Origin of the sequence: Gordonia sp. PP30, assembly GCF_023100845.1 — a bacterium.
In the GTDB taxonomy this organism is placed as follows: domain Bacteria; phylum Actinomycetota; class Actinomycetes; order Mycobacteriales; family Mycobacteriaceae; genus Gordonia.
In genome coordinates this window covers 518,217-532,878 of the sequence record NZ_CP095864.1, presented here as the reverse complement: position 1 = coordinate 532,878, position 14,662 = coordinate 518,217, and the positions used below count along the sequence as shown (strand labels likewise).

At 69.9% G+C, this 14,662-nt stretch carries 13 protein-coding genes; 3 read left to right on the top strand and 10 right to left on the bottom strand.

Features of this window, described 5'->3' with window-relative positions:
- Window positions 1-14 precede the first annotated feature (14 nt).
- Window positions 15-1,157, bottom strand: coding sequence for an acyl-CoA dehydrogenase family protein (locus MYK68_RS02390; RefSeq protein ID WP_247866139.1), 1,143 nt, complete (start codon window positions 1,155-1,157; stop codon window positions 15-17).
- A gap of 98 nt (window positions 1,158-1,255) precedes the next feature.
- Between MYK68_RS02390 and MYK68_RS02385 the strand changes: the two genes are divergently transcribed.
- On the top strand, window positions 1,256-1,837 hold the full coding sequence (locus MYK68_RS02385) for a TetR/AcrR family transcriptional regulator (protein WP_247866138.1): 582 nt from the start codon (window positions 1,256-1,258) through the stop codon (window positions 1,835-1,837).
- A gap of 71 nt (window positions 1,838-1,908) precedes the next feature.
- Entirely contained in the window at window positions 1,909-2,253 is a 345-nt protein-coding gene (locus MYK68_RS02380; protein ID WP_247866137.1) for an SDR family oxidoreductase, read from the top strand.
- Here the strand turns inward: MYK68_RS02380 and MYK68_RS02375 are convergent.
- The 3 genes from MYK68_RS02375 to MYK68_RS02365 are packed head-to-tail and all read right to left on the bottom strand — an operon-like array spanning window position 2,219 to window position 4,462.
- Window positions 2,219-2,911, bottom strand: a complete 693-nt coding sequence (locus MYK68_RS02375; RefSeq protein WP_247866136.1) for a TrmH family RNA methyltransferase — start codon at window positions 2,909-2,911, stop codon at window positions 2,219-2,221. The two genes, MYK68_RS02380 and MYK68_RS02375, sit on opposite strands and share 35 nt — an antisense overlap.
- On the bottom strand, window positions 2,904-3,467 hold the full coding sequence (gene pyrE / locus MYK68_RS02370; protein WP_247866135.1) for an orotate phosphoribosyltransferase: 564 nt from the start codon (window positions 3,465-3,467) through the stop codon (window positions 2,904-2,906). The genes MYK68_RS02375 and pyrE overlap by 8 nt, the downstream gene beginning before the upstream one ends.
- A gap of 23 nt (window positions 3,468-3,490) precedes the next feature.
- A complete protein-coding gene (locus MYK68_RS02365; RefSeq protein WP_247866134.1) occupies window positions 3,491-4,462 on the bottom strand; it encodes a TtfA family protein in 972 nt (323 codons plus the stop codon).
- An 80-nt stretch (window positions 4,463-4,542) separates the two neighbouring features.
- Between MYK68_RS02365 and MYK68_RS02360 the strand changes: the two genes are divergently transcribed.
- Window positions 4,543-5,742 carry a M20 family metallopeptidase gene (locus MYK68_RS02360; RefSeq protein ID WP_247866133.1) on the top strand — a complete coding sequence of 400 codons (1,200 nt, stop codon included), beginning with the start codon at window positions 4,543-4,545 and terminating at the stop codon, window positions 5,740-5,742.
- Window positions 5,743-5,752: 10 nt separating this feature from the next.
- On the opposite strand, the gene MYK68_RS02355 is transcribed toward MYK68_RS02360, so the two are convergent.
- The 6 genes from MYK68_RS02355 to clpB all read right to left on the bottom strand — a co-directional run bounded on the left by MYK68_RS02355 (window position 5,753) and on the right by clpB (window position 14,560).
- Window positions 5,753-6,487 carry a peroxiredoxin gene (locus MYK68_RS02355; protein ID WP_247866132.1) on the bottom strand — a complete coding sequence of 245 codons (735 nt, stop codon included), beginning with the start codon at window positions 6,485-6,487 and terminating at the stop codon, window positions 5,753-5,755.
- Between the two features lie 629 nt (window positions 6,488-7,116).
- Window positions 7,117-7,497, bottom strand: coding sequence for a PPOX class F420-dependent oxidoreductase (locus MYK68_RS02350; RefSeq protein WP_247866131.1), 381 nt, complete (start codon window positions 7,495-7,497; stop codon window positions 7,117-7,119).
- A gap of 29 nt (window positions 7,498-7,526) precedes the next feature.
- Window positions 7,527-8,195, bottom strand: coding sequence for a TetR/AcrR family transcriptional regulator (locus tag MYK68_RS02345; RefSeq protein ID WP_247866129.1), 669 nt, complete (start codon window positions 8,193-8,195; stop codon window positions 7,527-7,529).
- A 9-nt stretch (window positions 8,196-8,204) separates the two neighbouring features.
- Window positions 8,205-9,974: an ABC transporter ATP-binding protein gene (locus MYK68_RS02340; RefSeq protein ID WP_247866127.1), complete on the bottom strand. Its 1,770-nt coding sequence runs from the start codon at window positions 9,972-9,974 to the stop codon at window positions 8,205-8,207.
- Window positions 9,971-11,800, bottom strand: a complete 1,830-nt coding sequence (locus MYK68_RS02335) for an ABC transporter ATP-binding protein (RefSeq protein ID WP_247866126.1) — start codon at window positions 11,798-11,800, stop codon at window positions 9,971-9,973. Before MYK68_RS02335 ends, MYK68_RS02340 begins: the two co-directional genes overlap by 4 nt.
- A gap of 207 nt (window positions 11,801-12,007) precedes the next feature.
- Window positions 12,008-14,560 (bottom strand): ATP-dependent chaperone ClpB, encoded by a 2,553-nt coding sequence (gene clpB, locus MYK68_RS02330; protein WP_247866124.1) that lies wholly within the window; start codon window positions 14,558-14,560, stop codon window positions 12,008-12,010.
- Window positions 14,561-14,662 lie beyond the last annotated feature (102 nt).

The window sequence follows — 14,662 nt, the reverse complement described above, 5'->3', positions numbered from 1 at the left end:
GAATCGGGGGGTGCTCAGTTCGCGGCCAGGCCGCGGGCGATCACGAGTCGCTGGATCTGGTTGGTGCCCTCGAAGATCTGGGTGATCTTGGCTTCGCGCATGAAGCGCTCGACGCGGAAGTCGCGGGTGTAGCCGTTGCCGCCGAACACCTGCACCGCATCGGTGGTCACCTTCATCGCGGTGTCGGTGGCCACCAGCTTGGCGACGGAGGCCTGGCGCGAGTACGGCAGCCCGCGGTCACGCCGGCGCGCGGCGTCGAGATAGGTGGCACGTGCGGAGTCGACGGCGGCGGCCATGTCGGCCAGCAGGAAGCCGAGGCCCTGGTGGTTGATGATCGCGGTCCCGAAGGTCTCCCGCTCCTTGGCGTAGGCGACGGCCGCGTCCAGGGCTGCCTGCGCGATGCCGGTGGCCACCGCCGCGATGCCGAGGCGCCCGGAGTCGAGCGCGCTGAAGGCGATCTGCAGGCCCTGCCCCTCGGCACCGATCCGGCGGTCGGCGGTCACCAGGGCGTCGTCGTACGTGGCGGAGGCGGTGGGGACCGCGGTGAGGCCCATCTTCTCCTCCGGCTTGCCGAAGCTCAGACCGTCGAGGCTGCCCGGGACCAGGAAGCACGAGATGCCCTTGGATCCCTCGCCGGTGCGGGCGAAGAGGTTGTAGAAGTCGGCGAGGCCGCCGTGGGTGATCCACGCCTTGGTCCCGCGGATCCGGTAGCCGTCGTCGGTCGGGGTGGCCCGGCACTTGAGGGCCGCGGCGTCCGATCCGGCGTCCGGCTCGGACAGGCTGTAGGCGCCGATGGTCGCGCCGCCGAGCATTTCGGGCAGCCAGCGTTCCTGCTGCTCCGGCGTACCGAAGGCGGCCATCGGGAAACACGCGAGGCTGTGCACGCTCACCGCCACGCCGACCGCCGCCCACCGCGCGGCGATCTCCTCGAGCACCTGCAGGTACACCTCGTACGGCTGTCCGCCGCCGCCCCACTCCTCCGGGTACGGCAGGCTCAGCAGTCCGGCCTCGCCGAGCGTCGCGAAGACGCCCTCGGGATAGGTCTCGTTCTTCTCGCAGTCGTCGACGATCGGATCGAGGGTCTTGTCCGCGATCTCGCGGGTGAGCGCGATGAGGTCGTGAGCCTCGTCGGTGGGCAGCAGGCGATCGACCGGCATGACATCTCCTTGTGGCGACGCTGAACAGTACTGAATTACTCAGGACAGTACTGGGCGGCCACTAGTACCGCAAGGGGTCCGCCAGTATCATTTCCGGTATGAGCAGGCCCACCCCCGAGTTCGCCACCCGCCGACGCTCGGAACTGTTCGACGGCATCGTCGACCTCTTCCTCAGCGAGGGGTTCGCGCATCTCACGCTCGACGAGATCGCCGCGCGGCTGCGCTGCTCCAAGTCGACGCTGTACACCCTCGCCGGCAGCAAGGAGCAGCTGGTCCGGGCCGCCACCGTTCACTTCTTCCGGCGCGCGACGGACGAGATCGCCGAGAGCGTCCAGGACATCACCGGCGCCCGGGAACAGATCACCGGTTTCCTCGACGCCGTCGGCGCGGCTCTCGCACCCGCGTCCGACCGGTTCATGGCCGACCTCGACGCGTTCCCACCGGCCCGCGACGTGTACCAGCAGAACACCGAGATGGCCGCGACCCGCGTCCAGCAGATGATCGACGCCGGTGTCGCGGCCGGGGAGTTCCGGCCGGTGCACGCCGCCTTCGCCGCCGACCTGGCGGCCACGATGATCGCCCGCATCCAGCAGGGCGGCGTGCGGGCGAGCACCGGTCTCGACGATGCCAGCGCCTATCACGAGCTGGCCGCGATCCTCACCGGCGGCATCAGCAAGTAGCGGAGCCGGCTGACAGCCGATTCACAGCGCCGCCCGAGCCGACCCCGAGCCCGGCACGCGAGGCTGAACGCATGATGACACCGATCCAGCACCCGCAGTTCGCCCTCCCGACCGTGCAGGTGGTGGTGCTCGACGACCCCGCCGCGCACGACTACGCACGACGCCTCGCCGCGACCGGCGCGCGCTTCGGTGTGATCGGGGCGCGGTCGGTGGACGTGGTCCCCTATCTGACCGGCGCCACCGGCAACGTCGTCGCCCTGATCGCCGACGCCGACGATCCGGCCCAGCTGGCCGATGCGGTCTCCCGGGTGGAAGACCGCCTGCAGGCCCTCGCGGCGGTGGTCCGCCACCGCCGCGACCCGCTGCTGACCGACGGGTTCGCTACCAGGCCGCACCGAGATCCGCGTGCCGCGTGATCCACGCGTGCATGACGATCCCGGCGGCCACCCCCGCGTTGATACTGCGGGTGGACCCGAACTGCGCGATCGACACTGTCATCGCGGCGGCCCCGCTCGCCTCCTCGGTCACCCCGGGCCCCTCCTGACCGAACAGCAGCAGCGCGTTCTCCGGGAGCTCGGTCTCCTCCAGCCGCACCGATCCGGGGGTGTTGTCGACGGCCACCACGACGAGCCCGTTCCCGGCCGCCCAGGCCGTCAGATCGTCGATCGTCGCGTGGTGGTGGATGTGCTGGTAGCGGTCGGTCACCATGGCGCCGCGGCGGTTCCAGCGTCGTCGTCCGACGATGTGCACGCCGGCCGCGAGGAAGGCGTTCGCCGTGCGCACGACCGTCCCGATGTTGGCGTCGTGGCCCCAGTTCTCGATCGCCACGTGGAAGCGGTGCCGTTTGGTGTCGAGGTCGGCGACGATCGCCTCCCGCGTCCAGTACCGGTACGCGTCGACGACGTTGCGGCGGTCTCCGGCGTCGAGCAGTTCGGGGTCGTAGCGGGGGTCGTCGGGTAGCGGCGCACCGCGTTCGGTGAGCCACGGACCGACGCCGACGGGCTCACCCAGGCCGCTGTGCCATTCGGTGGGACCGGGCTCGGAACCCTGCTCGGGACCCGAGGGCTCAGGCAAGGCCGAGGTCGGCCAGCCCGAGCAGCGAGCGGTAGCCGACCTCCTGCGCGCGGATCACGTCGTCGGCACCGGTGTCCCGATCGACGACGGTCGCGACGCCCACCACGATCGCGCCGGCGGCGCGGGCGGCCTCGACGGCCTTGGCCGGCGACGCCCCCGTGGTCGAGGTGTCCTCCACGATCAGCACCCGGCGGCCGGTGATGTCCGGTCCCTCGATCTGCCGCTGCATGCCGTGCTCCTTGGCCGCCTTGCGGACCACGAAGGCGTCGATCGGACGGCCCGCCGCATGCATGATCGACGTCGCGACCGGGTCGGCGCCCAGCGTCAGGCCGCCCACGGCGTCGTAGTCCCAGTCGGCGGTCAGCTCACGCATCAGCGCGCCGATCAGCCGGGACGCCTCGTGCTGCAGCGTCGCCCGGCGCAGGTCGACGTAGTAGTCGGCCTCCTTACCGGAGGAGAGCGTCACGCGGCCGTGCACCACGCTGAGTTCGGTGACCAGTTCGGCCAGTCGTGCGCGGGCCGTCGCGTTGAGTGCGGGCGTGTCGGAGGCAGCCATCGTCGTGGGGGTTCCTAAGTGGTTCAGTCGAGGTCGCGCGGGCCGCTCAGCGGCGGCAGATCCGGCGGGTCGAGGCGGTCGCGGTCCGGGCGCGCGAAGGGCGCCGGGCGCGGCGGCCGGGACGCCGGGTACTCGGCGCGGCCGTCGTCGTCCGCCGGAGCGGCCATCGGCCGCGGGCCACCTGGCACCGGGATACCGGGCTGGCTCGGCGGCCGGGGCGCCTGACGCGGGGCCGGCCGGTAGGCCTGGGGCGCGGCGAACTCGTCGGAGTCCGGGCGACGGCGTTCGCGGCGGGCATTGTCGCGCAGCGACTCGGTCTTCTTGTCCGCGAGCTCTTCCCGGATCGGGCCGTGCGGGTCGCGCGGGTCGGGCGCGTCCTGCGGGTCGATCGCCGGCGGCAGCACGCGCAGCAGGTCGGCGAACCGCCGCACCGTGTCGAGGGCGACGTCGAGCTGCTCGCCGTCGGTGGTCAGCGGCATCGAGCCCAGCGCCCAGTTGCCCTCGTTCCACAGGATTTCGAGGTAGGCGGGCGCGTTGGTGGCGAGCGCGACCATCCGCCGATCACAGACCCGGCGGGCGGCGTCGAGGTTGCTCGCGAACATCACGCGCGAGCCCATCGCACCGAGCAGGTCGACGTCTTCCTCCGCGGGAGCGAGGACGTCCTCGTAGCGCAGGTCGACGGTCACCGACGATGCGGCCGGGCGGCGGACTGCGACGACGGTGGCGGTCTCCTCGAGATCGAAGACCACCGCCTCGGCACCCTCGTAGACGCCGTAGGCGACGTCGCGCACCTGAACGTGCTCGGGCACGTCCATGGCGGCGCGGTGGAAGGCGGTCCGCAGCTTGCTGTCGGACTCACGGAACGCGAAGGAGTGCGTTTCGCCCCACACGGCGCGCTGGTGATGCACGTGCTCGGACCGGCTCCGGTCCAGCCACAGCAGGACACCGGCGCCGATGAGCGCGAGGGCCGCAATCACGAAATAGACGATGGTCATCGGGCATAGCCTACTATCGAACGCTCACGCACCGGAGGACGACACTGGCCTTGGGCCAGGCAGAGAAGGGATACGCGAGGATGCACGCAGGGTCCGCCACCGCGGTCGACCGCCTCGCCGAGTCCGTCGACGACCGCCTCATCGAGGCTCTGACCTGCGCCTTGGTCGAGACTCCCAGCGTCAATCCGGGCGGCACCGAGCAGGCCGCGGCGCAGGTCCTGGCGACCGCCTGCCGCGATCTCGGATTCTCCGTGACTCTCGACGAGGTGTCCCCCGGCCGCCCGAACGTGCTGGCGGCGACCGGTGAGGCCACCGGCCCGGGTCTGCTGCTCCTCGGCCACACCGACGTGGTGCCGCCGGGACCCGGCTGGACCGCTGATCCGTTCACCGTGCGCCGCGACGGCGACCTGCTCATCGGGCGCGGCGCCGCCGACATGAAGGGCGGCCTGGCGGCGGCCGTGGCCGCGATGGCCGCGCTGTCCCGGGCCGGCGAATTCGGCATCGCGCTGTCCGGCCCGGTCACCCTCGCCGCGACGGTCGACGAGGAGGAACTCAACAGCGGCAGCCGCCATCTGATCGGCCGCCCGCTCCCCGAGTTCGCCGGCTGCATCGTCGCCGAACCGACCGGGCTCGCGGTGGTCCGGGGTTGCCGCGGGGCGTCGTATCTGGACATCGCGATCACCGGGCGCGCCGCGCATTCGGGGCGCCCGTCCGACGGCGTGAGCGCGATCGCCGCGGCCGCCGCCGTCATCGGCCTGCTCGACGACGATCAGGCGGCGCTCGCCGCCGCGCCCGACCCGCTGCTCGGATACGGCACCTGGAACGTCGGCCTGATCCGCGGCGGCCAGGGCATCGCGGTGGTCGCACCCGACTGCTACCTCGGCGTCGACCGGCGCCTGATGCCCGGCGAGACGGTCGAGGCGGTCGCGCAGCGGCTGCGCACCGCGATCGCCGAGACCGGCATCACCGGCGACGGCGCCGTCGTCGAGGTGCGGCCGACCATGGAACTGCCCGGCTTCACCACGCCCGCCGATCATCCGCTGGTGCACGCCGTCGCCCAGGCGGTCCGCGACTGCGGGGCGCCGACGTCGATCGGCGGCTGGTCCGCGGCGTGCGACGGCGGCTACATCAGCAGTGTGCTGGGGGTGCCGACCGTGGTGATGGGACCCGGCGACATCGGCGGACAGGCCCACCAGCCCGACGAGTCGGTGCCGCTGTCGGAGGTGGTGACCGCCGCCCGCGCCTACGTGCGGGCGGCCGTCACCCTGCTCGGTACCTGAAACAGGCCGGTCAGCCCTTCCGGATGGCTTTCTCGACGTCTGCCGCCGGCAGTTCCTTGGTGCAGAAGAACCAGTCCTGGCAGTCCATCGGCCCGTCGTCGCCGGTCATCCGGTCCTTCGCGGTCCCGCACGACCCGGCGGTCGGCACGATCACCGGATCGCCGGGACGCCAGTCGGCCGGAGTCGCGACGTTGAAGGCGTCGGCGGTCTGCAGGCCCTTGATCACGCGGAGCAGTTCGTCGAAGTTCCGGCCCAGACTCAGCGGGTAGTAGACGATGGTGCGGATCACGCCCTCGGGGTCGATCACGAAGACCGCGCGGACGGCCTTGGTGGAGTCCTCGCCGGGCATGATCATCCCGTACTTGCGGGCCACGTCCATGGTGATGTCCTCGATGAGCGGGAAGGTCACCTCCATGTCCTTGTGGCCGTTGTATTCGATCTTCTCGCGGATGGTGCGCAGCCATGCGATGTGGCTGTACAGACCGTCGACGGACAGTCCGACGAGCGCGGTGTTGTACTTCGCGAACTCGTCCATCATCGAGGCGAAGGTGATGAACTCCGAGGTGCAGACCGGCGTGAAGTCGGCGGGGTGGGAGAAGAAGATGACCCACTTCCCCCGGTAGTCCGCCGGGAAGTCGATCTCGCCCTGCGTGGTGACCGCCGTGAATTCCGGGGCCTTGTCGCCGATGCGGGGCATGGCGGCCGCGGCGGCGTCGTTCCGGTCGGTGGTGAGCTGTTCGGTCATGGTGTTTCCCGTCTGTCAGACCCGCTTCCGGGTTCTTCTCTGGATAGACTCCAGATTATTAGATACCCCATGGGGTATCTACGGAATGCGATCCCGCTCACTCCGAAGTGGGGACGAAAGTCCCGGACCGATCGTGCGGATGACGCCAGACGTCGCGGATATTGTCGGCTGTCGACAGACGTCGCGGATCCTGGCGGATCTCTCCCGGACTCCGCGACAGATTTCGGCGTCGACAAGATCCGCGACGGATCACGCCCGAGCGCCGTCCCCCGACAGCGGACCGGCCGGGACTCAGCGTCGACACGGGACACTCGGGGCGTTTGTGGCCGGCTCAGCCGGCGTACCCCGGACTGCGACGTGTGAACGGTCGCCGCACCTGGTCAGCGCGCCGGCACCCGCCGGTAGAGCCGGAACGGAGCGTTAGCGGAGTTCCGTGTCGAAACCCCGCAAGATGCACTGGGACGCCGCGCTTTCCAACCCCGGCACCGGCAGCCTCGCTGCGCTCGTCACCGGCGGGGCCAGCGGCCCCCACCCGCCCCGACTCAACCAGCGACCCCGCCCGCCGGCTGAGGTGCGACGAGGCGCTGGCCGAGGAGCCTCGAAGCCCCCCGGCGACTCCGGAGAATTTGCTAGACGACGTCGCGGACGCGGATGCCGACGGTGCCCGACGATCCCCGGCGGAGGCGCGAGCCCAGGATGGTCAGTTTCCCGAGGAGGCCGTACTTGCGCTCGATGGCGCGGGCCGCGACGGTGCCGTCGATGATCTCGCCGACGCCGGCCACGACCGGCCCGGACGTCTTCGATCCCCGCGCATCGCAGGCCTGAACCAGCACGTTGTTGTTGCGGCGCAGCCGCTTGACCTTCCACGAGTCGGCGACGGTCCACAGCAGCAGGTCGCCCGAGTCCGGTGCGGCCCACAGCGGCGACGCCACCGCGGTGCCGTCCTTCTTGTAGGTCGTGACCATGACGTACTTGGCGCGGGCGACCTCGGCGACCGAAGGAATGCTCATGTCCGCCAGGGTAGCGATCGCGGCGCGGATCAGAGTTCCGGCCAGTGTCTTTCCAGACCGGCGAGGATGAACGCAATCTTGGTGTCGAGGGCGCCGCGGCCGGTCCACCACTCCTGCGGCGGCATGGCGACGGCACGCTCGCCGATCGCTTGTCGCATCCGGTCGATGCCGCGCACGCCGTCGTCGTCGGTCGCTCGCATCGACTCGATACCGAGGTGCGAGGCGAAGACGGTGTCGCCGATGAAGTCGAGGGCGAACCGCACCTGCCCGGGGGTGCAGCCCTGCGCGGTCAGGACGGCCGAGTAGGCGGTGAGAACGTCGTCGACTCTGGTCATGGCCGGCGGGAACGAGTAGACGAGGCGACTCAGCCCGGGAAAGTCCTCGCAGACCCGCCAGCATTCGTCGGCCCAGAGCTGCAGGGTGTCACGCCACGGCGAGCCGTCCGCCGGTACCGCGAGGGTCGCGGCGGCGGCATCGAGGCAGGCCACGACCAGATCGTCGCGCGAGGGGAACAGCCGGTAGATGGCCGGGGTCACGACGCCGATACGCCGGGCGACGGCGGCGAGGGTGAAGCGGTCGACGCCCTCGGCGACGGCGGCGGCCACCACGTCGTCGGCGGTGAACGCCGGTTTCCGGCCCACCCGCCGGCCGCCGAGGACGCCGCCGCGTGACGGCGTCCCCTCCGGCGATCCATGCACGGGACCAGATTAGTCCGAGCGCGTCCCCGACTCGGCGAGCTGCCAGCCCTGCGCGCTGCGCAGCCGGTGCCAGAACCGGGCGTAGGTGCCGCCGGCGGCGATCAGCTCGTCGTGCGTGCCCTGCGCCTGGACGCGGCCATCGTCGTCGAGCGCGACGATGCGGTCGGCGGCCGCGATCGTGTCGAGGCGGTGCGCGATGATCAGGACCGTCGCCTGCTTCCGCAACTCCTCGACGGCGGCGACGACGTTGGCCTCGTTCTCCACGTCGAGCGCCGAGGTCGCCTCGTCGAGCAGCACGATCGGCGCGCGCTTGAGCAGCGCCCGCGCGATGGCGACGCGCTGGCGTTCGCCGCCGGACAGCGCGCGCCCGCCCTCCCCGACCCTGCTCGCCCAGCCGTCGGGCAGCCGATCGGCGATCTCGGTGACGCCGGCCAGCCGCCCCGCTTCCCGGATCTCCGCGTCGGTCGCCCCGTCCCGGCCAACGGCGATGTTTGCTTCGAGGGTGTCGTCGAACAGGTAAACGTCCTGGAACACCAGCGACAGCTGGCCCATCAGCTGCTCACCGGTCTGCTCGCCGACCGGCACCCCGCCGACACGCACCTGGCCCGCATCGGCGTCGTAGAACCGGCCGATCAGGCGCGCGATGGTGGATTTACCGCTGCCCGACGGCCCCACGAGGGCGACCATGGTCCCGGCGGGAACACTGAATGAGACGTCGCGCAGTACCGGCTCTTCGCCGTAGGCGAAGCGCACCCGCTCGAGTTCGACGGTACCGGGCGCGGTGAGTACCGCCGGTTCGGCAGGTTCGGGCAGCGGCTCGGCGGTGAGGACCTCGTCGATCGCGTCGAGCAGTGGGCGTCGTGACTCCAGGCTCATGGCGTTCCCGGTGATGGCCGAGAGCGTCGAGGTGAAGCGCAGCGCCAGACCGATGAAGGCCAGGGCCGGAATCGGCTCCAGTGTCCCGGACACCGCGAACGAACCGCTGACGGTGATCAGCACCACGATCACGCCCTGGGTCACCATGCCGCTCAGGATCAGCCCGACAGTCTCGATCCACAGCGCCTTGACGCGGGCGCGGTAGGTGTTCGCCAAGGCGTCGTCGAGCGGGGTGAAGTGCTCGCTGCGTCCGCACGAGCGGAGCGCACCCTGGCACTGCGCGAACTCGACGATCCGGTCAGCCAGTTCCACCTCCTGCGGTTCGTAGATCGCGCCGCCACGGCGCATGAACCAGGTGGAGACGAGGGTGATCGCCACGAACACCGGCGCAGATACTGTCAGCACCAGGCCGAGCAACGGATTCCAGAACCAGGCAGCGACCACGATGACCACCGCCGAGGTGATCCGCGAGATCAGCGGGCCGATCATGTGCGCGAAGATCTCGCCGGCCATCATCAACTCGGACGACACCATGCGCGACAACCGCCCCGCCAGCGGTCGGGCGAACCAGCCGAGCGGCTGCTTGGAGACCTGATCGCCGACGAGCCGGTGGATGCTGTGGAGGAAGTCGAGGGCGATCCCGTAGGTTCGCTTTTCTTGCAGGTAGATGAGGACGAAATCGGCCACCGCAAGCACCGCGAGGACGATCAGCCAGCCGCCGACCCGCAGTCCCCACACGGGATCGCCGGAGGCCAGCGAGCTGATCGCGGGCAACAGGGCGGCCAGCGCGAGGCCTTCGGCCAGGCCGCTGGCCGCGGCGGCCAGTAGCGCGGGCCGCAGGTCCTGCGGCCGGGAGATCATGCGCTTGAGGCGCGGGATCACATCGATCAGCGGAAGGTTCATCGGTTCTCTCCCCGGGCGGCGGGCGACTGAGCGGTCGCCGGTTCCCACAGTCGGGCGTACGACGGCTGGTCCAGCAGTTGGTCGTGTGTGCCGGTCGCGATCACGCGCCCGCGGTCGAGCAGCACAATCTGGTCGACGCCGGCGATCACCTCCGGCCGGTGCGCGATGAGCAGCACCGTCTTGCCGCGAACCAGCTCCGACAGCGCTTCCTGAATCTGATGCTGCGATTCTGGATCGGTCAGAGCGGTGGCCTCGTCCAGGATCAGCACGGGGGCGTCGACCAGGATCGCCCGGGCGATCGCGAGACGCTGCGCCTGCCCGCCGGACAATCCAGTGCCGGCGCCGTAGACGGTGTCGAAGCCGTTCGGCAGGGCCTCGATCTCGTCGAGGATCCGGGCCGCGCGGGCCGCTTCCCGGATCTGCTCGTCGGTAGCTTCGGGGCGGCCCAGAGCGATATTGTCGCGTAGCGAGATGGCCGGGAGCTGCGGGTCTTGCAGGACGAAGCCGACGTGCGCGTACAGATCGTCGATCTCTGCGACCGGCACCGAGCCGAGCCGGATCTGGCCGGAGCCCGGATCATCGAACCGGGCCAGCAGGGTCGCGGCGGTCGACTTCCCGGAGCCCGACGGGCCGATCAGCGCGGTGATGGTGCCCTCGGGCAGCGTGAACGACACGTCGTCCAGGGCCAGCCCGCCATCGCCCGACTCCCGGTATGAGTAGCTGACGTGGTCGAACTCGACATCGTGCCCGTGCGGCTCGGAGCGGCGGCCATCATCGCGAAGTACCGAGGTGTCGAGCAGATCGGTGAGACGTCGCGCCGAGGCGCCCGCCATCTGCGTCGCCCACAGGGAGCCCATCAGCACCTCGATGCCATACGGGATCAGCAGCGCGATCAGCGCTGTCGCGAGCACGTCGGCGGTGGTGACGTCACCGCGATGTACCAGCCAGGCTCCCCCGCCGAGATTGATCAGCAAGACCAGAGGCACCGCCAGGAGTGACTGACCCAGTGCGCTGACTCGCAGCAGCGGCTTGACCCACGCGTAGTAGAAGACCTGGAACTGGCCTGCCGCTTCCTGATAGTTGCGGTGTGCCCGACCCACCCGGCCGAAAGCCTTCACCACCGCGATGCCGGTCACGAACTCCACCATCCGGGCGGAGACCATGCCCAGCTTCTTATCCATTTCGACTGTCTTCTCGGCCATCCCGCGCATACCGATCGCCATCGACGCCGTGTACAGCGGGAGCGTCGCGATGGCGAGTAGCCCCAAGCGCCAGTCGACGACGAAGGAATAGATCATCAGCGCGAGCGGCATCACGATGGCCTGCGTGCCGTCGACCGGCTGGTGAGCGATCAGCTGGTGGACGGTGGCGATGTCGTCCTGCAGCGCCTTGCGCACGCGCCCGGAGTTGGTATCGGTGAACCAGTTGAGCGGGGCCTTGGCGAAGCGCTGGACCAGCCGCTGCCGGATGAGATGTCCCAGCCGGAGGTCGGCGAAATGCGTCACGCCGAGTGCGATGAAGTAGATCACCAGTCGCAAGGTGAAGGTGATGACGAGGATGCGGATCCATCGGTCCACCTCGCCGCGGTCGACGGCGGTGTTCGACGCCGCAGCGTCGAGCAGGACGTCGCCGATGTGCACGAGCGCGATGTACGGCACCACCGCCAACACCCCGGAGACCACCGCCATGAGGCGGCCGATGGTCAGCGGTATCGCGACCGGCCGCATGAGGTCTTTGAGCGCCCGCGCATCCGCGCGCTGCCGGGTTTTGGGGTCGTCGGGTATCTGGTCCGGGACCTCGGCCTCGGGCGCCACCGTCGTCGTCACCACATCTCCTTGTGTTAGTTAGGATTGCCATACTTAATTGTGAATACTATTCACAATAAAGCCGACGGCGTCTCCGGACAAGGACGAAGGCACGCATGACCCATCGATCCCATCAAACAGCGCCCGCTCCGGGTGCCGGACCCACCCACGACGACGAGGTCCCCGCTCCGTACGGAGCGGGGACCTCGTGTCGTTCGGCGACCTCGATCAGCCGATGGTCAGCGCGTCGGTGCTCGGGTCGACGTCGACGCGCACCGTGTCGCCGTCGCGGATGTCGCCGGCCAGCAGCGCCTTGGCGAGCTTGTCGCCGATGGCCTGCTGGATCAGCCGGCGCAGCGGGCGCGCACCGTAAAGCGGGTCGTAGCCGCGCGCACCCAGCCATTCCTTGGCCTCGGTGCTGACATCGAGCGTCAGGCGGCGCTGCGCCAGCCGACTCGCCAGACCCTTCAGCTGGATGTCGACGATCGACACCAGTTGTTCGGGGCTCAGCGCCTCGAAGATCAGGATGTCGTCGAGCCGGTTGATGAACTCCGGCTTGAACCGGGCCCGCACCGCGGCCATCACCTGCTCGCGGTCCCCGCCGGCGCCCAGATTGGACGTCAGGATGAGGATCGTGTTGCGGAAGTCCACCGTGCGGCCCTGACCGTCGGTCAGCCGGCCCTCGTCGAGCACCTGAAGCAGCACGTCGAAGACGTCCGGGTGGGCCTTCTCGACCTCGTCGAACAGCACCACCGAGTACGGGCGGCGGCGCACGGCCTCGGTCAACTGACCACCCTGGTCGTAGCCGACGTAGCCGGGAGGCGCGCCGACGAGGCGGGCGACGCTGTGCTTCTCTCCGTACTCGCTCATGTCGATCCGGATCATGGCGTGCTCGTCGTCGAACAGGAACTCGGCGAGCGACTTGGCCAGCTCGGTCTTACCCGTGCCGGTCGGGCCGAGGAACATGAACGAGCCGAGCGGCCGGTTCGGGTCGGCGACGCCGGCCCGAGCGCGGCGCACCGCGTCGGAAACCGCCGCGATCGCCTCTTCCTGGCCGATCACGCGCTGACCGATGTGCGCCTCCATGCGGAGCAGCTTCTCGGTCTCGCCCTCGAGCATCTTGCCCGCGGGCACGCCGGTCCACGCCGACACCACCTCGGCGACGTCGTCGGGCCCGACCTCCTCCTGCAACATCACGTCCTGGTCGGGATCGGTGCCGGTCTTCTCGATCGCGGCTTCCAGTTCCTTCTCCAGGGCCGGGATCTTGCCGTAGCGGAGCTCGGCGGCCTTGCCCAGATCACCGTCGCGCTCGGCCCGGTCGGCCTCACCGCGCAGGTTCTCCAGCTCTTCCTTCACGTCGCGCACCGCGTTGATGACGTTCTTCTCGGACTGCCACCGCGCGGTCAGCTCGTTGAGCTTCTCGCGGTCGTCGGCGAGCTCCTTCCGAAGCTTCTCCAGCCGGTCCTTCGACGCGGCGTCGGTCTCCTTCTCCAGCGCGAGCTCTTCGACCTCGAGGCGCCGCACGACGCGCTCGATCTCGTCGATCTCGATCGGCCGCGAGTCGATCTCCATGCGGAGGCGCGACGCGGCCTCATCGACCAGGTCGATCGCCTTGTCCGGCAGGAACCGGGAGGTGATGTAGCGGTCGGAGAGCGTCGCGGCCGCGACCAGCGCGGAGTCGGTGATGCGCACACCGTGGTGCACCTCGTACCGCTCCTTGAGGCCGCGCAGGATACCGATGGTGTCCTCGACCGAGGGCTCGCCGACGTACACCTGCTGGAAGCGGCGTTCCAGGGCCGCGTCCTTCTCGATGTACTGGCGGTACTCCTCGAGCGTGGTGGCACCGACCAGGCGCAGCTCACCGCGGGCGAGCATCGGCTTGATCATGTTGCCGGCGTCCATCGCCGAGTCGCCGGTCGCGCCGGCGCCGACGATGGTGTGCAGCTCGTCGATGAAGGTGATGATCTGGCCGTCGGAGGCCTTGATCTCGTCGAGCACGGCCTTGAGCCGCTCCTCGAACTCACCGCGGTACTTGGCACCGGCGACCATCGACCCCAGGTCCAGGGAGATGACGGTCTTGTCGCGCAGCGACTCGGGCACGTCGCCCTCGACCACGCGCTGCGCCAGCCCCTCGACGATCGCCGTCTTGCCGACGCCGGGTTCGCCGATGAGGACCGGGTTGTTCTTGGTGCGGCGGCTCAGCACCTGCACCACGCGCCGGATCTCGCTGTCGCGGCCGATCACCGGATCGAGCTCGCCGTTGCGGGCCCGCTTGGTGAGGTCGGTGGAGTACTTCTCCAGCGACTGGTAGGTGTCCTCCGGGTTCTCGCTGGTCACCCGGGCCGTACCGCGCACCGCCTGGAAGGCGTCGCGCAGTGCCTGCGGGCCGGCGCCGGCGTTCTGCAGCAGCTTGGCGGCGTCCGAATCGCCCGTCGCGAGGCCCACCATCAGGTGCTCGGTCGAGACGTACTCGTCGTTCAGCTCGGTCGCGAGATTCTGCGCAGCGGTGATCGCCGCGATCGACTCCCGGCTCAGTTGCGGCTGTGCGCTGGTGCTGGAGACGACCGGCGCCCGGCCGACCAGGCCCTTCGCCTCGGCCAGGGTCTGCTTGGGGTCCACGCCGACCGCCTTGAGCAGCGGCGTGGCGATACCGTCGGCCTGCTCCAGCAGGGCGACGAGGATGTGGGCGGGCCGGACGTCGGGATTCCCCGCGGCGGCCGCATCTTGGACGGCAGCCTGCAGAGCAGCCTGCGTCTTGGTGGTCGGAGTGAAGCTGTCCACTAGCTACGCCTTTCGTGTCGTACTCGCCGGGAACGAACCCCGGCGTCAAGTCTATGAGGCTCACTGCGGCCTCTCACCGGGTTCAACCAACCCAGAGTTGAG